The sequence below is a fragment of the Pseudomonas sp. SORGH_AS_0211 genome (assembly GCF_031453455.1).
Taxonomy (GTDB): Bacteria; Pseudomonadota; Gammaproteobacteria; order Pseudomonadales; family Pseudomonadaceae; genus Chryseomonas; species Chryseomonas aestiva.
On the sequence record NZ_JAVIZV010000001.1, the window covers coordinates 746,750 to 766,021 of the forward strand.

The 19,272-nt window shown below is 65.7% G+C and carries 17 protein-coding genes; 10 read left to right on the top strand and 7 right to left on the bottom strand.

Annotated features, from left to right (window positions below):
- Nucleotide 1 precedes the first annotated feature (1 nt).
- The 3 genes from QE393_RS03375 to QE393_RS03385 all read right to left on the bottom strand — a co-directional run bounded on the left by QE393_RS03375 (nt 2) and on the right by QE393_RS03385 (nt 4,223).
- A complete protein-coding gene (locus tag QE393_RS03375; protein WP_273808703.1) occupies nt 2–1,600 on the bottom strand; it encodes an ABC transporter substrate-binding protein in 1,599 nt (532 codons plus the stop codon).
- 70 nt (nt 1,601–1,670) lie between these two features.
- A complete protein-coding gene (locus QE393_RS03380; protein ID WP_310042117.1) occupies nt 1,671–3,269 on the bottom strand; it encodes an ABC transporter substrate-binding protein in 1,599 nt (532 codons plus the stop codon).
- Between the two features lie 246 nt (nt 3,270–3,515).
- Entirely contained in the window at nt 3,516–4,223 is a 708-nt protein-coding gene (locus QE393_RS03385; RefSeq protein WP_310042118.1) for an SIMPL domain-containing protein, read from the bottom strand.
- Nucleotides 4,224–4,399: 176 nt separating this feature from the next.
- On the opposite strand from QE393_RS03385, the gene QE393_RS03390 reads away from it, so the two are divergent.
- The 6 genes from QE393_RS03390 to QE393_RS03415 all read left to right on the top strand — a co-directional run bounded on the left by QE393_RS03390 (nt 4,400) and on the right by QE393_RS03415 (nt 11,425).
- Nucleotides 4,400–5,659, top strand: a complete 1,260-nt coding sequence (locus QE393_RS03390) for an ATP-binding protein (protein WP_183631112.1) — start codon at nt 4,400–4,402, stop codon at nt 5,657–5,659.
- Nucleotides 5,660–5,675: 16 nt separating this feature from the next.
- Nucleotides 5,676–6,236: a response regulator transcription factor gene (locus QE393_RS03395; RefSeq protein ID WP_007159542.1), complete on the top strand. Its 561-nt coding sequence runs from the start codon at nt 5,676–5,678 to the stop codon at nt 6,234–6,236.
- Nucleotides 6,237–6,534: 298 nt separating this feature from the next.
- The gene (locus QE393_RS03400; protein ID WP_310042121.1) at nt 6,535–8,268 is read left to right on the top strand and encodes an ABC transporter ATP-binding protein/permease; all 1,734 of its coding nucleotides are present in this window, start codon (nt 6,535–6,537) and stop codon (nt 8,266–8,268) included.
- 83 nt (nt 8,269–8,351) lie between these two features.
- The gene (locus QE393_RS03405; protein WP_273808707.1) at nt 8,352–9,104 is read left to right on the top strand and encodes a FadR/GntR family transcriptional regulator; all 753 of its coding nucleotides are present in this window, start codon (nt 8,352–8,354) and stop codon (nt 9,102–9,104) included.
- A 133-nt stretch (nt 9,105–9,237) separates the two neighbouring features.
- Nucleotides 9,238–10,149 carry a 5-dehydro-4-deoxyglucarate dehydratase gene (gene kdgD / locus QE393_RS03410; protein WP_273808708.1) on the top strand — a complete coding sequence of 304 codons (912 nt, stop codon included), beginning with the start codon at nt 9,238–9,240 and terminating at the stop codon, nt 10,147–10,149.
- Between the two features lie 256 nt (nt 10,150–10,405).
- The gene (locus QE393_RS03415; RefSeq protein ID WP_273808709.1) at nt 10,406–11,425 is read left to right on the top strand and encodes an alginate lyase family protein; all 1,020 of its coding nucleotides are present in this window, start codon (nt 10,406–10,408) and stop codon (nt 11,423–11,425) included.
- Nucleotides 11,426–11,433: 8 nt separating this feature from the next.
- Here the strand turns inward: QE393_RS03415 and QE393_RS03420 are convergent, their stop codons facing one another.
- From QE393_RS03420 to gatC, 4 genes are all read right to left on the bottom strand, one after another.
- Nucleotides 11,434–11,832: a septal ring lytic transglycosylase RlpA family protein gene (locus tag QE393_RS03420; protein WP_273808710.1), complete on the bottom strand. Its 399-nt coding sequence runs from the start codon at nt 11,830–11,832 to the stop codon at nt 11,434–11,436.
- Nucleotides 11,833–12,098: 266 nt separating this feature from the next.
- Nucleotides 12,099–13,547 carry an Asp-tRNA(Asn)/Glu-tRNA(Gln) amidotransferase subunit GatB gene (gene gatB, locus QE393_RS03425; protein WP_273808711.1) on the bottom strand — a complete coding sequence of 483 codons (1,449 nt, stop codon included), beginning with the start codon at nt 13,545–13,547 and terminating at the stop codon, nt 12,099–12,101.
- A gap of 14 nt (nt 13,548–13,561) precedes the next feature.
- Complete coding sequence (gatA, locus tag QE393_RS03430) at nt 13,562–15,013, bottom strand: Asp-tRNA(Asn)/Glu-tRNA(Gln) amidotransferase subunit GatA (RefSeq protein ID WP_273808712.1); 1,452 nt, start codon at nt 15,011–15,013, stop codon at nt 13,562–13,564.
- A gap of 8 nt (nt 15,014–15,021) precedes the next feature.
- Entirely contained in the window at nt 15,022–15,309 is a 288-nt protein-coding gene (gene gatC / locus QE393_RS03435; protein ID WP_133859854.1) for an Asp-tRNA(Asn)/Glu-tRNA(Gln) amidotransferase subunit GatC, read from the bottom strand.
- Between the two features lie 232 nt (nt 15,310–15,541).
- On the opposite strand from gatC, the gene mreB reads away from it, so the two are divergent.
- The 4 genes from mreB (at nt 15,542) to QE393_RS03455 (ending at nt 19,237) form a co-directional block, all read left to right on the top strand.
- Nucleotides 15,542–16,579, top strand: a complete 1,038-nt coding sequence (mreB, locus tag QE393_RS03440; RefSeq protein WP_133859853.1) for a rod shape-determining protein MreB — start codon at nt 15,542–15,544, stop codon at nt 16,577–16,579.
- A 124-nt stretch (nt 16,580–16,703) separates the two neighbouring features.
- Entirely contained in the window at nt 16,704–17,885 is a 1,182-nt protein-coding gene (mreC, locus tag QE393_RS03445) for a rod shape-determining protein MreC (RefSeq protein ID WP_405046275.1), read from the top strand.
- The gene (gene mreD, locus QE393_RS03450; protein ID WP_133859851.1) at nt 17,885–18,373 is read left to right on the top strand and encodes a rod shape-determining protein MreD; all 489 of its coding nucleotides are present in this window, start codon (nt 17,885–17,887) and stop codon (nt 18,371–18,373) included. The genes mreC and mreD overlap by 1 nt, the downstream gene beginning before the upstream one ends.
- 276 nt (nt 18,374–18,649) lie before the next feature.
- Nucleotides 18,650–19,237, top strand: a complete 588-nt coding sequence (locus QE393_RS03455; protein WP_273808713.1) for a nucleoside triphosphate pyrophosphatase — start codon at nt 18,650–18,652, stop codon at nt 19,235–19,237.
- The last annotated feature ends 35 nt before the right edge of the window (nt 19,238–19,272 follow it).

Consider the following 19,272-nt stretch of genomic DNA (forward strand, 5'->3'; position numbering starts at 1 on the left):
ATCAGCGGTCGAGGCTTACGCCATAGAAACCGGTGACGCCAAAGGGATTGATCTTGAAGCCCTGCACCTCTTTGCGCATGGGCTGGGACACCACCGAGTGGGCCATGGGGCTCACCGGCATCTGCTGGCGAATGAGCTGCTGCGCCTGCTCGTAGAGACGGGTGCGTTCGGCGCGATCGTTGCTGGTCTTGGCTTTCTGGATGAGGGCGTCGTAGTCCTTGTCGCACCAGCGCGCATAGTTGCTGCCGCCGATGGCGCTGCAGCCGTAGAGCACGCCCAGCCAGTTGTCCGGATCGCCGTTGTCGCCGGTCCAGCCATAGGTCAGCACATCGTGTTCGCCAGCCTTGGCGCGCTTGATGTACTCGCCCCATTCGTAGCTGACGATCTTGGCCTTGATGCCGACCTTGGCCCAGTCCTGCTGGATCATCTGCGCCGACTGGCGAGCATTCGGGTTGGAAGCACGCTGCACCGTCATGGCCCAGAGGGCGATCTCGGTGCCGTCCTTGATCCCCGCCTGCTTGAGCAGCGCGCGGGCCTTGGTCGGATCATAGGGCGCGCCCTTGATGGCGGTGTCGTAGGACCACTGATTCGGCGGGATCACGTTCTGCGCGACCTGGCCGGCGCCCTGGAACACGGTGTCGACGATGGCCTGCTTGTTGATGGCCATGTCCAGGGCACGCCGCACCTCGGGCTTGTCCAGCGGCGGGTGCTGGACGTTGTAGGCGAGGAAGCCGACGTTGAAGCCCGGCTGCTGCAGGACCTTGAGGTTGGCATCCTGCTTCATCTCCACCAGGTCCGCCGGGCGCGCATAGCCGCTGACCTGGCACTCGTTGGCCTTGAGCTTCTGCAGGCGGGTGGCGGCGTCGGGGGTGATGGCGAAGATCAGGTTGTCGAGCTTGACGTCCTCGGGCTTCCAGTAGTCCGGATTGCCCTTGAAGCGGATCACCGCATCCTTCTGGTAGCGGCCGAAGACGAAGGGGCCGGTGCCGATGGGCTGCTGGTTGAGCAGCTCCGGCTTGCCCTCCTTGAGCAGCTGCGCGGCGTACTCCGCCGACTGGATGGAGGCGAAGCTCATGGCCAGGTCGGCGGCGAAGGCGGCATCGACCTTGTTCAGAGTGAAGACCACGGTGTGGTCGTCGACCTTGGCCACCTTGGCGATGTTCTGGTCCAGGCCCATGTCGGTGAAGTAGGGGAATTCCGTTGGGTAGGCCTTACGGAACGGCTGCTCCTTGTCGAGCATGCGCTGGAAGGTGAAAACCACGTCGTCGGCAGTGAAGTCGCGGGTGGGCTTGAAGTAGTCGGTGGTATGGAATTTCACGCCCTGGCGCAGGTGGAAGGTATAGGTCTTGCCATCCGCGCTCACGTCCCATTGGGTCGCCAGGCCCGGCTCCAGGGTGGTACCGCCACGCTGGAACTGCACCAGGCGGTTGAAGACGGTTTCCGCGGAGGCGTCGAATTCGGTGCCCGAGGTGTATTGCGCCGGATCGAAACCGGCCGGGCTGGCTTCCGAGCAATAGACGAGATTGCTCGCCGCCTGGGCGAGCGGAGCACAGGCGAGCAGGCTCGCCGCCAGCAACGAGTAGGCGTAGGGAAGGCGCATGGGTCTCACTCCATCAGTCAAATGAACGGCCAGGACCGGGAGTCTGGCTCCCGGTCCTGGCCAAGAGGCTTCACTTGCTGACGCTGACGCCGTAGAACTCGTTCAACCCGAAGGGGCTGATCTTGTAGTCCTGGACTTCCTTGCGCATCGGCATGTAGACCGTGGAATGCGCGATGGGCGTCATGGGCACCTGCTGCTTGAGCACCTGCTGGGCCTGTTCGTAGAGCTTGGTGCGCTCGCCCTGGTCGGTCACGCGCTTGGCCTTGACTACCAGGTCCTCGAACGGCTGGTAGCACCAGCGGGAGAAGTTGTTGCCGCCAATGGCCTTGCAGCCGAAGAGGGTCGCCAGCCAGTTGTCCGGGTCACCGTTGTCGCCGCTCCAGCCGATCAGCATGATGTCCTGCTCGCCGCTTTTGGAGCGCTTGATGTACTCGCCCCATTCGTAGCTGACGATCTTGGTCTTGACGCCGATCTTGGCCCAGTCCTGCTGCAGCATCTCTGCCATCAGGCGCGCATTGGGGTTGTAGGGACGCTGCACCGGCATGGCCCAGAGGGTGAGTTCGGTGCCTTCCTTGAAGCCGGCTTCCTTGAGCAGGGCCTTGGCCTTTTCCGGATCGTAGGGCGCGTCCTTGATGGACTTGTCATAGGACCACTGGGTCGGCGGCATGGCGTTGACCGCCACCTGGCCGGCGCCCTGGTAGACGGCGTTGATGATGGCCTCCTTGTTGACGGCCATGTCCATCGCCTGGCGCACCTTGAGCTTTGCCAGATCGCCATGTTCGACATTGTAGGAGATGTAGCCCAGGTTGAAGCCCGGCTGCGACGGCAGCTTGAGATTCGGGTCCTTCTTCAGCCCGTCCAGGTCCGCCGGACGCGGATAGACGGTGATCTGGCACTCGCCGGCCTTGAGCTTCTGCATCCGTACCGAAGGATCGGTGTTGATGGAGAAGATCAGGTTGTCCACCTTGGGCCCATCGACCTTGTCCCAGTAGTCCGGGTTGGCCTTGTAGCGGATCACCGCATCCTTCTGGTAGCGGCTGAAGACGAAGGGACCGGTGCCGATCGGCTTCTGGTTGATCTCGGCAGCCTTGCCGGCCTTGAGCAGCTTGTCGGCGTATTCGGCCGACTGGATCGACGGGAAGGGCATTGCCAGGTTCTGCAGGAACGCCGCATCCACTTCGTTGAGGGTCATGCGCACCGTGTAGTCGTCGACCTTTTCCACCTTGGCGATGTTCTGGTCGAGGCCCATGTCGGTGAAGTAGGGGAATTCGGTGGGGTAGGCCTTACGGAACGGATTGTCCTTGTCCAGCATGCGCTGGAAGGTGAAGAGGACGTCATCGGCATCGAAGTCGCGGGTCGGCTTGAAGTACTCCGTGGTGTGGAATTTCACGCCCTTGCGCAGGTGGAAGGTGTACACCTTGCCGTTTTCGCTGATGTCCCAGCTCTCCGCCAGACCTGGCTTGACCTGGGTACCGCCGCGCTCGAACTGGGTCAGCTTGTTGAAGATGGTTTCCGCCGACGCATCGAAGTCGGTGCCGGTGGTGTATTGCGCCGGATCGAAACCGGCCGGGCTACCTTCGGAGCAGAACACCAAGTTGGTTGCCTGGGCCAGGGGTGCGCCGGCCAGCAGACCGGAAGCGAAGAGGGCAGCGAGTACGTTCTTGTGCATGGAGACCTCATGTCGGGGACGGCGCAACACGATGTGGCGTTGCGAAACAGAATGCCGATGTCTTGTGGACAGATGAGCCCACATGCACAGCTTATGCCCATGTCCATAGCTCAGGCGAGCTATTGACCCTGAGCGACCCAAACAGGAAACAGATGTCGCAAAGATGTAAGACGAGGTATCGCGGCAGGAAGGCGGTGCGCACCAAAAGTGCGCACCGAAACAGCGTTGTTACTTTTCTGCACTAGATCAGGGCATCTGTACTTCGATGGTACCGCCCGCGGTCACTTCGACGGTGGTGGTGCCGGGGGCGACGTCCGGGGTCACGGCATCGCTGGCGGCCTTCATCGCCGACATGCGCAGCATCGGCAGCGGCTGGGGTACGCCACTGGTGCCGAGGTCCAGGTTGACGATGCGATAGCCCGAGCCACCCAGGGCTTCGGTGGCCAGTTGGGCGCGCGCCTTGAAGGCGGCCACGGCGTCCTTGAACAGGGCATCCTCCTGCTGCTTGCGGGTGCCATCGGCGATGGTGAACTGCAGGTTGCCCATCTTCAGGTTGCCCAGCAACTCGCCGGTCAGCTTGGACAGGGCGGCGAAATCGGCGCTTTCCAGGCGCAGTTCGCCGCGCTCGCGCCAGGCATTGATGGCGCGGCCCTGGTCTTCGTAGACCGGGTAGGTGTTGCGATTGCCCAGGGCAACGTCCACGCCGGCGACCTTGCGCGCCTGTTCCAGCGCGGCGTTGAGGGTCTTGGTGGTGTCGCTGGCCAGGGCCGCCGGATCCTGCCCCTGGCTTTCGGTATAGAGCATGACCTGCATGCGGTCGCGCGGCACCTCACGACTGACCTCGGCTCTCAGGCTGATCTGGTTGTAGCGCGCTTCGTCGGCCTGGACGCCAGTGGCGAGCAGGGTACTGAACAGGGCGGCGCCCAGCGCGAGTGGACGTAGGGAAGGGGTCATGGTGTTCTCCTGAGTGGCAGTACGAAAGCGGTGTGACCGCGGACCCGGCGGATGGTGCGTCGCTTTGCCGCGTCGGCGGCTGCGGCGGATACCCATCGCTATAATGCCAAGTCTGCTCTGACCGGCAGGTCCCTCGGGGCTGCCGTCTCGATCGTTTCTTGCGCCTGGAACCTCGCATGTTCTCCTTGCCCGTTCAATGGTTGTCCGCCAATCGCCAGAATCTCGGGCGCCTGGTCCTTATCCGCGTGCTGGTACTGGCCGCCCAGGCCGGCTCGGTGGGTATCGCCCGGCTGTCGGGCATCGTCCAGCTGCCCTGGACGGCCCTGGCCATCACCCTGGGCGTCTCGGCGGTGCTCTGCCTGTTCGCCGCCCTGCGGCTGACCCGCCCCTGGCCGGTCACCGAGCAGGAGTACGCGGCGCACCTGGGTTGCGACCTGGCCATCCACAGCGCCCTGCTGTATTTCGCCGGCGGTCCGACCAACCCCTTCGCCTCCTATTACCTGGTGCCCCTGACCATCGCCGCGGCCACGCTGCCCTGGCTCTATACCCTGGTACTGGCGGCCCTGACCCTGGCGGTCTTCTCGCTGATGCTGCTGTCCTACGAGCCGCTGCATCTGCTGGTGGCCAATGACGGCGCGGTGCTCAGCTACGGGATGTGGCTGAGCTTCGCCCTGTCCGCCGCCGTCATCACCCTGTTCGTCGCGCGCATGGCCACCGCCCTGCGCGAGCAGGAAAGCCTGCAGGCCCAGCGCCGCGAGCAGGCCATGCGCGATCAGCAACTGCTGGCCGTGGCCACTCAGGCCGCCGGCGCCGCCCACGAGTTGAGTACGCCGCTGTCCACCATGAGCGTGCTGCTCAAGGAGCTGCAGCAGGAGTACGCCGGCCAGCCGACCCTGAGCGAAGACCTGGCGCTGTTGCAGGCCCAGGTCGGGCAGTGCAAGCAGACCCTGCAGCAACTGGTACGCGCCGCCGAAGCGGACCGCCGCCAGACGGTGCAGGAGCAGACCGCCGTGGAGTGGCTGGAGGCGACCATGGATCGCTGGCACCTGATGCGACCGGAAGCCACCTACAGCTTCGAGGTGGTCAGTCTGGGCACGCCGCCGCGCCTGACGCCGCCGGTCGAACTTACCCAGGCACTGCTGAATCTACTCAACAACGCCGCCGACGCCTGCCCGGAAAACCTGGCCATCCGTCTGCACTGGGACGCCCGCGAACTGTGCCTGTCGATTCGCGACCATGGTGCCGGGGTGCCCCTGGCCATCGCCGAGCAGCTCGGCAAGCCCTTCTTTACCACCAAGGGCAAGGGCTTCGGCCTGGGCCTGTTTCTCAGCCAGGCCAGCGTCACCCGCGCCGGCGGCACGGTGAAGCTCTACAATCACGAAGAAGGCGGCACCCTGACCGAATTGCGCCTGCCGCGGCACTACGCCCTGGCGTGAATGCCTGGAGAATTCTATGACTGACGACCTCAACAGCGGTTTCGACGACCAGCCCCATATCCTGCTGGTCGACGACGATCCCACCTTTACCCGGGTGATGGCCCGCGCCATGGACCGCCGCGGTCTGCGCGTGTCCATCGCCGACAGCGCCGAGGAAGGCCTGCAACTGGCCAAGGAAGACCTGCCGGACTACGCCGTGCTCGACCTGAAGATGGAAGGCGACTCGGGGCTGGTGCTGCTGCCCCAGCTGCTGGAGCTGCACCCGGAGATGCGCGTGGTGATCCTAACCGGCTATTCCAGCATCGCCACCGCGGTGGAAGCCATCAAGCGCGGCGCCACCAACTACCTGTGCAAGCCGGCCGATGCCGACGACGTCCTGGCTGGCCTGCTCGCCCAGCACGCCGATCTCGACACCCTGGTGCCGGACAATCCCATGTCGGTGGACCGCCTGCAGTGGGAACACATTCAGCGGGTGCTGTCCGAGCACGAAGGCAACATCTCGGCGACCGCGCGCGCCCTGGGCATGCACCGCCGTACCCTGCAGCGCAAGCTGCAGAAGCGTCCGGTACGTCGCTGAGAACCTGTTCAAAGTCGGCTGCGCATCGGCCAACCGGCGTTGGAAAGACCTTCGGAGTGCTCATTTACCGCTCGTAAACCCGAGCGCGGGTCCGATCCGCTTCCTCAGGTGTTTTCGCGGGGCCGCCCAGGCCTTGTTTGGCTCTAGCTCGCGCGACTTTGAACAGGCTCTTCCTTCTTGCCATCGCCCACGATCGCCGTGGGCGACAAACTGTTACATTGTTTCAGTCAGAATTCGTTCAGGCTTTCCGGCATAGGCTGTGCAGGCGTCTCGTTGAGCAGTCCTTGAGAGTCCGAGCATGTCCGAATCCGCCGTACCCGTGCCCTCCGTCTACGGGGCTTCCCGTGGGCATTTCCTGGCCCGCGTCTGGGCCCTGATCACCCCCTACTGGCGCAGCGAGGAGAAAGGCAAGGCCTGGCTCCTGCTGTCCGTGGTCATCGCCCTGTCCCTGGCCGGGGTCGGCCTTTCGGTGGCCCTGAACACCTGGTACCGCTATTTCTACGATGCCCTGCAGAATCGCGATCTGGCCGCCTTCATCCGGCTGATGCTGTATTTCTGCGGACTGGCCGCCACCGCCATCCTGCTGGCCGTGTACCGGCTCTATCTGACCCAGGCGCTGACCATCAACTGGCGGCGCTGGCTGACCGAAAAGCACTTCGGCCTCTGGCTGTCCGATCGCAACTACTACCAGCTGGAACGCGAAGGCGGCGCCGACAACCCCGACCAGCGCCTCACCGAAGACATCCGCGACTTCGCCGACACCACCCTGAGCCTGGGGCTGGGCTTCATCCGTACCGTGGTCAGCCTGGTGTCCTTCGGCGTCATCCTGTTCGGCATCTCCGGCGACATCACCCTGTTCGGCATCACCATCCCGGCCTATATGTTCTGGGCGGCGCTGATCTACGCCGCCGTCGGTACCTGGCTGACCCATCTGATCGGCCGGCGGCTGATCGGTCTCTACAACCAGCAGCAACGCTATGAAGCCGACCTGCGCTTCGGCCTGATCCGCGTCCGCGAGAAGGCCGAGAGCGTGGCGCTGTTCCGCGGCGAAGCCAACGAGCACCGGCGCCTGCTGGATCGCTTCGGCTATGTCTGGGGCAACTACCATCTGGTGATGAACTACACCAAGCGGCTGACCTTCTTCACCGCCGGCTACAGCCAGATCGCGATCATCGCCGGCTTCGTGCTGGCGGCGCCGCGCTACTTCTCCGGCAAGATCCAGCTGGGCGACCTGATGCAGATCAACTCGGCCTTCGGCAATGTCCAGGAGAGTCTCAGCTGGTTCGTCGACGCCTATGTCAGCCTGGCCGGCTGGCGCGCCGTCTCCGACCGTCTGCTGACCTTCCGCGAGACCATGGCCGAATTCAGCCAGGAGACCGATATCCTGGTGCCTCATGCCAGTGACAGCGACCTGATCCTGGAAGGGCTCTCCCTGGGGGCCGCCGGCCGGTTGCTGCTGCATCCCACCGATCTGCGCATCGCCCGTGGCGAACACCTGCTGATCGAAGGTGCCTCGGGCAGTGGCAAGAGCACCCTGTTGCGCGCCCTCGCCGGACTCTGGCGGCAAGGGCAGGGCGGTATCGCCGTACCGCCGGGTCGCCAGCTGTTCCTGCCGCAGCAGCCCTATCTGCCCATTGGCACCCTGCGCGAAGCCCTGGCCTATCCGCAACCCGTGGAAGCCTATACCGACGAGCGCCTGACCGAAGTCCTACGGCACTGTCGCCTGGACCAGCTGGTGGAGCACCTCGACGAAAGCCGTCATTGGGAACGTACCCTGTCGCCGGGCGAGCAGCAGCGCGTCGCCCTGGCCCGGGCGCTGCTCTATGCCCCCGACTGGCTGTTTCTCGACGAAGCCAGCTCGGCGCTGAGCGAAGCGGACGAGCGCGCGCTCTATGAACGCCTGCTGACGGAAAACCCCGGCCTGACCCTGGTCAGCGTCGGCCATCGTCCGAGTCTGCGCGCCTACCACCGTCGCCACCTGCTGCTGGAGGGTCAAGAGCTGCGTCCTAGAGCGGTTGGCGAGGCATCCTGATATGGACTAAGCGGTCTAAATCGGGCGTTTGGGAAGAGGGGGGTGCTATGATTCCAGAGTCCCTTCAATCGGTACGAGAATCCATGTCAGCACCCACCGTATCCCGCCCCCGAAAAAGACCCCGTAGCCTGGCAGAAGAGGTCGTCGGGGTGCTGATTCAGCAGATCGGCGACGGCCAGTTCCAGCCCGGCGACAAGCTTCCCACCGAGTCGGCCATCATGCAGGCCCAGGGCGTGAGCCGCACCGTGGTGCGCGAGGCCATTTCCCGACTGCAGGCCGGTGGCTATGTGGAGACTCGCCACGGCATCGGCACCTTCGTGCTGGAGCGGCGCCCCGAGTCGCCGTTGCCGATCGATCCGGCCACCATCACCACCCTCAAGGACGTGCTGGCGATGCTCGAGTTGCGCATCAGCCTGGAAGTCGAGGCCGCGGGCCTGGCCGCCCAGCGTCGCTCGGCCGAGCAACTGCAGGCCATGTGGGCATTGCTGGAAGCCATGCGCACCGGCGTCGAAGAGCCTGATCGCGCGGTAAGCGCCGACCTGGAGCTGCACCTGCTGATCGCCAGCTCGACCGGCAATCGCTATTTCAGCGACATCATGAGCTACCTGGGCACGGTGCTGATTCCCCGGACCCGCCTCAATTCCGCCTATCTCGCCCACGATGACCAGCAGCTCTACCAGCGCCGTCTGGATGCGGAGCACGAAGCCATCCTCCAGGCCATCGAAGACGGCAACCTGGAAGCGGCTCGCGCCGCCATGCGGCTGCACCTGAGCAACAGTCGCGAGCGTCTGAGACGCGCCCACGAAGAAATGGAGCGTCAGGCGGAAGAGCTCTGAAACAGGGTGGGAGCATCTTAAGGAGCATTTTTCTGGTTGGGGCTTGCCCCTTCCATAAAAGAGGTTGTACGATGACTTACAACAGGTAGCGGACCTGCCGCACCTCAGTCCAACCTTTGCCGAGGCACTCAAGATGACTCCACAAGAACTCAAACACGTCCTCTCTTCAGGTCTGCTGTCCTTCCCGCTGACCGACTTCGATGCCAACGGCGACTTCCGCCCCGACACCTATGCCAAGCGCCTGGAGTGGCTGGCCCCCTATGGCGCGACCGCGCTGTTCGCCGCCGGCGGCACCGGTGAATTCTTCTCGCTGGAAGCCAGCGAATACAGCGGCATCATCAAGACCGCGGTGGACACCTGCCAGGGCAGCGTGCCGATCCTCGCCGGTGTCGGTGGCTCCACCCGCCAGGCCATCGCCTATGCCCAGGAAGCCGAGCGCCTGGGTGCCAAGGGTCTGCTGCTGCTGCCGCACTACCTGACCGAAGCCAGCCAGGACGGCGTGGCCGCCCATGTCGAAGCCGTCTGCAAATCGGTCAAGATCGGCGTGGTGGTCTACAACCGCAACGTCTGCCGCCTGCAGCCCCATCACCTGGAGCAACTGGCCGAGCGCTGCCCGAACCTGATCGGCTACAAGGATGGCCTGGGTGACATCGAGCTGATGGTCGCCATCCGCCGTCGCCTGGGCGATCGCTTCAGCTACCTGGGCGGCCTGCCCACCGCCGAAGTCTATGCCGCCGCCTACAAGGCGCTGGGCGTGCCGGTCTATTCCTCGGCCGTGTTCAACTTCGTTCCCAAGACCGCCGTGCAATTCTACGAAGCCATCGCCCGTGACGATCACGAGGCGGTTGGCAAGCTGATCGACGACTTCTTCCTGCCGTACCTGGAAATCCGCAACCGTTGCGCCGGCTATGCCGTCAGCATCGTCAAGGCGGGCGCCAAGATCGCCGGCTACGACGCCGGTCCCGTGCGGACCCCTCTGACCGATCTCAAGCGGGACGAATACGAGCAACTGGCCGCGCTGATGGACAAGCTCGGTCCGCAGTAAGGTCCGCTACCCGGGAGGTGCTCCGGCATCTCTCCTCCCGTTGCACAACCCGCGGCCAGTCGCTTGGTCGCGGGCTTTTTTTTGCCCGCTCGCCGGGGTTGGCAGACCTTGGTAGCACGCGGCGGGAGGCGACCGGCTTAAGCTATCGCTAAGGACCGGGTGCGAGGCTGAGCAGGCCAGCGCGCCTGAGCGCGAAGCCGGGCAGGGTGGCGCTCCAGCCCTTTCCTGAGCAACGCTTCGCTTGGAGATCCCCGCCATGAGCGCCGCCCTGCTGTATCTCGCCCTGGCTGCATCCCCCGGACACACGACCTGCCTGGCGGCAAGACCGCCCTCGGCCGCGGCGCTGGCGCAGGCGGTCAGTCATCCTCCAGCGGCCGGGCCCCGGGCGCTGCCGGTCATCCATACCGCAGGGACCCTGCCGCATACCGGCATCCACGACCAGTCCGCCGCGGCGGTACGGGATTTCGGCTACATGCTCGATCTGGCGCTGGCTTGGCGGGACAGTCGCGATGCCGTGGCCCTGGCGCGCCTGGGCAGCTATCTCGATGCCTGGCTGCCAGGGTATCGGCCCAGCTTCCAGCCCATCGACGAAACCAACCTGAGCAGCCTCATCGTTGCCTATCAGCTGACCGCGGCGGACCTTCCCGCAGCAACGGCCCGGCGTTCCCGCGCCTTCATCAAGACCCTGGCCGAGGGTTATCTGCAGCAGATGGAGGCGCATCGGGGGAATGCCCACGGGGTCTGGAGCAACAACTGGCAGAGTCACAGGATCAAGCTGGCGACCCTGGCCGCCGGTGCGCTGGACGATCCGGCGCTGTTCGCCCGGGCGCGGGCGGCCTTCGTGGCGCAGCTGTCGGTCAATCTCAAGCCCGATGGCGAGGTGCTGGACTTCGGTGAGCGCGATGCCCTGCACTATGTCGTCTACGACCTCGAACCCCTGGTACTGGCGGCGGCGGTAGCCCAGGGTCGCGGCGAGGACTGGTTGCACTTGCCTGGCGCTGAAGGCCAGACCCTGGCCAGGGCGCTCGACTGGTTGCTGCCTTATGCGCAGGGTCAGCGCAGCCACGAGGAGTTCCGCAATACGACGGTACGCTTCGATGTGCAGCGTGCCCAGGCCGGGCTGCCCGGCTATGCGGGTCCCTGGCAGCCCCAGGGCGCCAGAAACCTGTACTGGTCGGCCAGTCTGCTCGACCCGCGCTATGCGTCCATCGCCCGACAGCTCGCTGCGACACCGTCCCGGCTACTGTGGGCCTATGCCCCGGCCTGTCAGGGCTAGCGCCCGTATCAGTCCAGGCTGCGGATGCTGACCCGGGAGGTGCCGTCGGCCACCATGTCGAGCCGATCGGCCGCGCTGCGCGACAGGTCGATCAGGCGTCGACGAACCGTCGGGCCGCGATCGTTGATGCGGACCACCACACTGCGGCCGTTGGCCAGGTTGGTGACCTGGACGCGGGTGCCGAAGGGCAGGGTGCGGTGGGCGGCGGTCAGGGCGCCAGGGTCGTATTTTTCGCCGCTGGCGGTGCGGCGACCGGCGTGCCACTTGGAGTAGAAGGACGCCATGCCGGTGTCCTGATAGTCATGGACAGCGCTGGAGGACAGCGTGGGCGGGAAGCTTTCCTGACTGGCGCAACCGGCGAACAGCAGGACCAGCGACAGCAGTCCGGCACGGTGGATCCGATGCATCTCGATGCCTCCTGGCAAAACGACCGGCAGCAGCTTAAGGGATGAGTGTGGTGATTCAGAAGCCATCTACACAATTTTGGCGGCGCTTTTTCGGCCGCGGCGGTGGACCGTCCCGGCGGCGTTGCCGCTCCCCGCCACAGCTCTGCTATGACGCGTCGCGGCGCCGAACCGTCAAAAAATCACTCGCTAATTCTTGCGCGAACGTCTGCAACACCACACCAGGACCGGGGCTGTCAGCCCCGGTCCGTAACCCCGTGCGACTGCCGTCAGCCTTCCAGTTTCTGCTTGAGCAGCTGGTTGACCTGGCCGGGGTTGGCCTTGCCCTTGGAAGCCTTCATCGCCTGACCGACGAAGAAGCCGAACATCTTGCCGCGCTTGGCTTCGTCGCTGGCGCGATATTGCTCGACCTGGGCGGCGTTGGCGGCCAGGACCTCGTCCAGCATGGCCTCGATGGCACCGCTGTCGGTGACCTGCTTGAGGCCCTTCGCTTCGATGATGGCATCGGCGCTCGCGCCTTCGCCGGCGGCCAGTGCCTCGAACACCATCTTGGCGATCTTGCCGGAGATGGTGTCGTCCTTGATGCGCAGGATCAGGCCGCCCAGCTGGGCCGCGCTCACCGGCGCCTGGGCGATGTCCAGGTCCTGCTTGTTGAGCAGGCTCGACAATTCACCCATCACCCAGTTGGCCGCCAGCTTGGCATCGCCGCTCACCCGCTGGACTTCCTCGAAGTAGTCGGCCAGTTCGCGGCTGGCGGACAACACGCTGGCGTCATAGACCGACAGCCCGTACTCGCTCTTGAAGCGATCGCGCTTCTCGGTCGGCAGCTCGGGCAGCTGACTGCGCACCTCGGCCAGGAAGGCCGGCTCGATCACCACCGGCAAGAGGTCGGGGCAGGGGAAGTAGCGGTAGTCGTTGGCTTCTTCCTTGCTCCGCATGGAGCGGGTCTCGTCCTTGTTGGGATCGTACAGGCGGGTTTCCTGCACGACCTTGCCACCGTCCTCGAGGAGCTCGATCTGGCGCTGGACCTCGTGGTTGATGGCCTTCTCGATGAAGCGGAAGGAGTTGACGTTCTTGATCTCGGCGCGGGTGCCGAAGGCCTCCTGGCCCTTGGGGCGCACCGAGACGTTGCAGTCGCAACGCAGCGAACCCTCGGCCATGTTGCCGTCGCAGATGCCCAGGTAGCGCACCAGGGCATGGATGGCCTTGACGTAGGCCACGGCTTCCTTGGCGCTGCGGATGTCCGGCTCGGAGACGATCTCCAGCAGCGGCGTGCCGGCGCGGTTCAGATCGATGCCGCTCATGCCGTGGAAGTCTTCGTGCAGGCTCTTGCCGGCGTCTTCTTCCAGGTGCGCGCGGGTGATGCCGATGCGCTTGACGGTGCCGTCTTCCAGGGTGATGTCCAGGTGCCCCTTGCCGACGATGGGATGATCCATCTGGCTGGTCTGGTAGCCCTTGGGCAGGTCCGGGTAGAAGTAGTTCTTGCGCGCGAAGACGTTGCGCTCGGCGATCTCGGCATCGATGGCCAGGCCGAACTTGCAGGCCATGCGCACGGCCTCGGCGTTGAGCACCGGCAGGGTGCCGGGCATGCCGAGGTCGACCAGGCTGGCGTGGGCATTGGGCTCGGCGCCGAAGCTGGTGGCGCTGCCGGAGAAAATCTTCGATTGGGTGCTGAGCTGAGCGTGGATCTCAAGCCCGATCACGGTTTCCCATTGCATGTCTCTATCCTTCCTCAGAAGCCGCTCGGCGCCTGGCGATGCCAGTCGCTGACCTGCTGGTACTGGTGGGCGACGTTGAGCAGACGGCCTTCCTGGAAATAGTTGCCGAGCAGTTGCACGCCCACCGGCAGGCCGTCGACGAAGCCGGCCGGCATCGACAGGCCCGGAATGCCGGCGAGGTTGGCGGCGATGGTGTAGAGGTCCTCGAGGTAGGCGGAGACCGGGTCGTCGCTCTTCTCGCCGAGTTTCCAGGCCAGGTTCGGCGTGGTCGGGCCGAGGATGACGTCGACCTCGGCGAAGGCCGCGACGAAGTCGTTCTTGATCAGCCGGCGGATGCGCTGGGCCTTGAGGTAGTAGGCGTCGTAGTAGCCGGCCGACAGGGCATAGGTGCCGACCATGATGCGGCGCTTCACCTCGGCGCCGAAGCCTTCGCCACGGGATCTCTTGTAGAGATCTTCCAGATTGACCGGATTCTCGCAGCGATAGCCGAAGCGCACGCCGTCGAAGCGCGACAGGTTGGAGCTGGCCTCGGCCGGGGCGATGACGTAATAGGCCGGAATCGCGTGCTGCAGGGTGGGCAGGGAGATGTCCTTGACGGTGGCGCCGAGCTGCTTGAGCGCCTCGACCACGGCCAGCACCTTCTCGCCGATGCGGGCGTCCAGGCCGGCGCCGAAGTATTCCCGCGGCAGACCGATGCGCAGGCCGCTCAGCGGCTGCTGCAGGGCAGCCTGATAGTCGTCCACTGGCTGGTCGACGCTGGTGGAGTCCTTGGGGTCGAAACCGGCCATGGCCTGCAGCAGCAGGGCGCAATCCTCGGCAGTGCGCGCCAGCGGGCCGCCCTGATCGAGGCTGGAGGCGTAGGCGATCATGCCCCAGCGCGAGACGCGGCCGTAGGTGGGCTTGATGCCGGTGAGGTTGGTCAGGGCCGCCGGCTGGCGAATCGAGCCGCCGGTGTCGGTGCCGGTGGCGGCCGGCAGCAGGCGCGCGGCCACGGCCGCGGCGGAGCCGCCGGAAGAGCCACCCGGCACCCGGGTGACGTCCCAGGGATTCTTCACCGGGCCGTAGTGGCTGGATTCGTTGGCCGAACCCATGGCGAATTCGTCCATGTTCAGCTTGCCGAGGGAGACGGCGCCAGCCGCGGCCAGCCGCTCCACCACGGTGGCGTCATAGGGCGCCTTGAAGCCGGTGAGGATCTTCGAACCGCAGCTGGTCAGCACCCCCTGGGTGCAGAACAGGTCCTTGTGGGCGAGCGGCGCACCGAGCAGGGCGCCGTTTTCGCCGGCGGCGCGCCGGGCGTCGGCAGCCCGCGCCTGGGCCAGCGCCTGGTCGGTGGTCACGGTGATGAAGCTGTTGAGCCGGGGGTCGAGCTGCTCGATCCGCTGCAGCAGGCCGCGGGTCAGTTCCTCGGCGGAAAAATCCTTGGCGGCCAGGGCGGCGGCGATTTCGGTCAGGGTCAGCTGATGCATGTCGTGTCTCACTCGATCACCTTGGGAACCAGGTACAGGCCGGCTTCCACGGCCGGGGCGATGGCTTGGTAGGCCTCGCGCCGGTCGCCTTCAGTGGCCTGGTCGGGTCGCAGGCGCTGGGTGGCCTCCAGCGGGTGGGCGAGGGGGGCGATACCCGTGGTATCCACGGCCTGCATCTGGTCGACGAGGCCGAGGATGTCGTTGAGGGTGGCGGTGGTAGCGGCGAGATCCGCTTCATCGAGACCCAGACGGGCCAGGTGAGCGATCTTTTCGACGTCGGTGCGTTCGAGCGCCATCGGCTTCTCCAAGCAGGAAGGCGGCGTGACCCGGTTGGCGGCCGCGTATGCTGGAGACGGGCTGGGCAGGTCGGGCGCCGCGTTGAACAGGGGCTTAACGGCCCGGAAAAGCTCTCAATCTAGCATATCGGCGCCTTGCCCTAAATCCCTGCGATTGTTAGAGTCTGCCGCACTTTTTTACCCGCACGTTTGTCCTGTCGCGTGCCTGCTTGTCACCGCCTAGGGTCACCTCATGTTCAAGAAATTGCGTGGCATGTTCTCCAGCGATCTGTCGATCGACCTGGGAACCGCCAACACCCTGATTTATGTCCGCGAGCGTGGCATCGTGCTCAACGAGCCGTCGGTCGTCGCCATCCGTACCCATGGCAACCAGAAGAGCGTCGTCGCCGTCGGTACCGACGCCAAGCGCATGCTTGGTCGGACGCCGGGCAACATTGCCGCCATCCGCCCGATGAAGGACGGCGTCATCGCCGACTTCAGCGTCTGCGAAAAGATGTTGCAATACTTTATCAACAAGGTGCACGAGAACAGCTTCCTGCAGCCCAGTCCGCGGGTGCTGATCTGCGTGCCCTGCAAGTCGACCCAGGTCGAGCGCCGCGCCATTCGCGAATCCGCGCTGGGCGCGGGTGCCCGTGAGGTGTTCCTGATCGAGGAGCCGATGGCCGCGGCCATCGGCGCCGGTCTGCCGGTCGAGGAAGCCCATGGCTCCATGGTCGTCGACATCGGCGGCGGCACCACCGAGATCGCCCTGATCTCGCTGAACGGCGTGGTCTATGCCGAATCCGTCCGCGTCGGCGGCGATCGCTTCGACGAAGCCATCGTCACCTACGTGCGCCGCAACTACGGCAGCCTGATCGGCGAATCCACCGCCGAACGCATCAAGCAGGAAATCGGTACCGCCTATCCGGGCGGCGAGGTCCGCGAGATCGACGTCCGGGGCCGCAACCTGGCCGAAGGCGTACCGCGCAGCTTCACCCTCAATTCCACCGAGGTGCTCGAAGCCATGCAGGAATCCCTGGCGACCATCGTCCAGGCGGTCAAGAGCTGCCTGGAGCAGTCGCCGCCGGAGCTGGCCTCCGACATCGCCGAGCGTGGCCTGGTGCTGACCGGTGGTGGCGCCCTGCTGCGCGACCTGGACAAGCTGCTGTCGCTGGAAACCGGGCTGCCGGTGATCGTCGCCGAAGACCCGCTGACCTGCGTGGCCCGTGGCGGCGGCAAGGCGCTGGACATGATGGATCGCCACGCCATGGACCTGCTGTCCACCGAATAAGGCAGTTCCAGGCTACAGGCCCCGCTCCGGCTGCTCCTGGCGGCCGGAGCGGGGCGCGTTCTGCGAGGAACTCACCATCAAGCCGATTTTCAGCAAAAGCCCGGCGCTGGGCATTCGTCTGCTGATCCTGGCCGCCCTTTCGGTGGGTGTCATGGTCACCGACGCGCGCTTCGACTACCTGAAACCGGTACGCAGCGAACTGGCACTGGTCCTTTCGCCCCTCTATGAGGTGGCGGGTTTCCCCCTGCGCGCCTGGGAAGGCGTCAGCGACCAGTTTTCCAGCCGCACCGAACTGATGGCGGAAAACGAGCGGCTCAAGGCTGAGCAACTGCTGCTGCAGCGCCGCCTGCAGAAACTCGCCGCCCTCACCGAACAGAACGTGCGCCTGCGCGAGCTACTCAATTCCGCCGCCCTGGTGGACGACAAGGTGCTGGTCGGCGAACTGATCGGCGTCGACCCCAATCCCTACACCCACCGCATCATCATCGACAAGGGCGCGAAGGACGGCGTCTTCGTCGGCCAGCCGGTGCTCGACGCCAGCGGCCTGATGGGCCAGGTGGTGGAGGTGATGCCCTATTCGGCGCGGGTGCTGCTGCTCACCGACGTGACCCACAGCATTCCGGTGCAGGTCAATCGCAACGGCCTGCGCGCCATCGCCGTCGGTACCGGCAATCCCGAGCGGCTGGAACTGCGCTATGTGGCCGACACCGCCGACATCAAGGAAGGCGACCTGCTGGTGAGTTCCGGCCTGGGCCAGCGCTTTCCGGCGGGCTATCCGGTGGCCACCGTGTCCAAGGTGATCCACGACTCGGGGCAACCCTTCGCCGTGGTGCGCGCCATTCCCACCGCCAAGCTCAATCGCAGCCGCTACATGCTGCTGGTGTTCAGCGATACCCGCACGCCGGAGCAGCGCGCCAACGATGCCGCCGAGGCCCAGGAAGCCGCCGATCGCCATGCGGCCCAGCGCCCGGCGGCGCCGGCGAATCCGCCGCCGGCCGGCGCCTCGGCTGCGCAGCCGGCGGCCGCCAACGCCACGCCGGCGCCCGCTACCGGCACCGGCACCGGCAGTCGCAGCGCGACGCCGGTCAAGCCGCCCGCGGGCCAGGGCAGCAGCTCGGCCCATCCCGCCACGCCGACCAAGCCGCCCGCGAATGCGAGTGGCAACGCGGCTCATCCGGCGACGCCGGCCAAGCCACCGGCGTCGGGCGCGACCGCCACGCCCGGCCACCCGGCAGCTAACGCCACCCAACCGCAGCGCCGGACCCAGCAACCCGCACCGGAACTGCCGGACGAGGGTGATCGTTGATGGCGCTGCGCATCGGCCACAACGGGTGGGTGATCTGGCTCACCCTGTTGGTCGGGTTGCTGCTGTCCGTCGTGCCCATGCCCGAGTTCATGGAGATCGGCCGGCCGCTGTGGCTGGCCATGTTGCTGACGTTCTGGACCCTGACCCTGCCGCACCGCGTCGGCCTGTTCACCGCCTGGACGATGGGCATCGCCGAAGACGTCCTCTACGGCAACCTGCTGGGCCAGACCGCCCTGGTACTGAGCCTGGTGGTCTTTCTCGTGCGCTCCCTGGCGCAGCGGCTGCGGGCCTTTCCCATCTGGCAGCAGAGTTTCGTGCTGCTGGTGGTCTACGGCATCGCCCAGTTGCTGGCGCTGTGGCTCAATGCCCTGGCCGGCAGCCGGCCACCGACCCTGGTGTTTCTCACCCCCTCGCTGGTCAGCGCGCTGCTCTGGCCGTGGATCTATCTGCTGCTGCGCGGACTGCGCCTCAGATTCGGCGTCAACTGAGGCTCGTCTGAAAAGTCGCCGAGCGAAGGTCAGGCAAGGCGCGACGACCAACGAGTGACGGCCGAAGGCTGGCCCGAAGGATGAGCGCTAGCGAATCAAGGCAGCGAGGAAGCGGACCGGGCTCGCGCACGAGCTCACGAAGGGTAGATGAGCCTTCCGAGTTGATTTTTACCGCCGCATGATCGAGCGCAGCACTTGTCAGACAAAGCCTAGGCTGGTTTCACCTGCAACAGGCTGGCATTCTCCCGTCATCCCCCCGCCGTCTGGTTGTTGTCGATGTCCCAGCTCTACCTCGCCTCCGCTTCGCCCCGCCGCGCCGAACTGCTCGAACAGATCGGCGTGGCCTTTCAGAAGGTCGCCGCAACGGTGGACGAAACCCCGCATTCGGGGGAGGCGGCGGACGCCTATGTCGAACGCCTGGCGCGGGCCAAGGCGGCCATGGGCTGGCAGGTGCTGGCCGGTGCCTCCGCTGGCTGCGTGCTGGGCGCCGATACCTGCGTGGTGCTCGATGACCAGCTGCTCGGCAAACCCCGGGATCGCGCCGACGCCCTGGCCATGCTCGCCGCGCTCAGCGGACGTCGGCACCGGGTGGTGACCGGCGTCGCCGTCGCCGATGGCGAGCGCTGCCTGAGTCGCGTGGTGTCCGCCGAGGTGGAATTCCGCCCCCTGGCGGCCGGCGAGGCCGAACGCTACTGGGACACCGGCGAGCCGGGCGACAAGGCCGGCAGCTACGCCATCCAGGGCGCCGGCGCGGTCTTCGTGCGCGGCCTGGTGGGTAGTTACAGCGCCGTGGTAGGGCTGCCGCTGTGCGAGACGGCGGAACTGCTGAGCGCTTTCGCCATCCCTTGTTGGCGGTCTGTCTGACGGCCGAATACCCCGTCCTGAGGCGCCAGGCGCCA

Coding starts and splice junctions, on each gene's coding strand:
- QE393_RS03375 (WP_273808703.1), bottom strand. CDS start 1,600: ATGCGCCTTCCCTACGCCTACTCGTTGCTGGCGGCGAGCCTGCTCGCC.
- QE393_RS03380 (WP_310042117.1), bottom strand. CDS start 3,269: ATGCACAAGAACGTACTCGCTGCCCTCTTCGCTTCCGGTCTGCTGGCC.
- QE393_RS03385 (WP_310042118.1), bottom strand. CDS start 4,223: ATGACCCCTTCCCTACGTCCACTCGCGCTGGGCGCCGCCCTGTTCAGT.
- QE393_RS03390 (WP_183631112.1), top strand. CDS start 4,400: ATGTTCTCCTTGCCCGTTCAATGGTTGTCCGCCAATCGCCAGAATCTC.
- QE393_RS03395 (WP_007159542.1), top strand. CDS start 5,676: ATGACTGACGACCTCAACAGCGGTTTCGACGACCAGCCCCATATCCTG.
- QE393_RS03400 (WP_310042121.1), top strand. CDS start 6,535: ATGTCCGAATCCGCCGTACCCGTGCCCTCCGTCTACGGGGCTTCCCGT.
- QE393_RS03405 (WP_273808707.1), top strand. CDS start 8,352: ATGTCAGCACCCACCGTATCCCGCCCCCGAAAAAGACCCCGTAGCCTG.
- kdgD (WP_273808708.1), top strand. CDS start 9,238: ATGACTCCACAAGAACTCAAACACGTCCTCTCTTCAGGTCTGCTGTCC.
- QE393_RS03415 (WP_273808709.1), top strand. CDS start 10,406: ATGAGCGCCGCCCTGCTGTATCTCGCCCTGGCTGCATCCCCCGGACAC.
- QE393_RS03420 (WP_273808710.1), bottom strand. CDS start 11,832: ATGCATCGGATCCACCGTGCCGGACTGCTGTCGCTGGTCCTGCTGTTC.
- gatB (WP_273808711.1), bottom strand. CDS start 13,547: ATGCAATGGGAAACCGTGATCGGGCTTGAGATCCACGCTCAGCTCAGC.
- gatA (WP_273808712.1), bottom strand. CDS start 15,013: ATGCATCAGCTGACCCTGACCGAAATCGCCGCCGCCCTGGCCGCCAAG.
- gatC (WP_133859854.1), bottom strand. CDS start 15,309: ATGGCGCTCGAACGCACCGACGTCGAAAAGATCGCTCACCTGGCCCGT.
- mreB (WP_133859853.1), top strand. CDS start 15,542: ATGTTCAAGAAATTGCGTGGCATGTTCTCCAGCGATCTGTCGATCGAC.
- mreD (WP_133859851.1), top strand. CDS start 17,885: ATGGCGCTGCGCATCGGCCACAACGGGTGGGTGATCTGGCTCACCCTG.
- QE393_RS03455 (WP_273808713.1), top strand. CDS start 18,650: ATGTCCCAGCTCTACCTCGCCTCCGCTTCGCCCCGCCGCGCCGAACTG.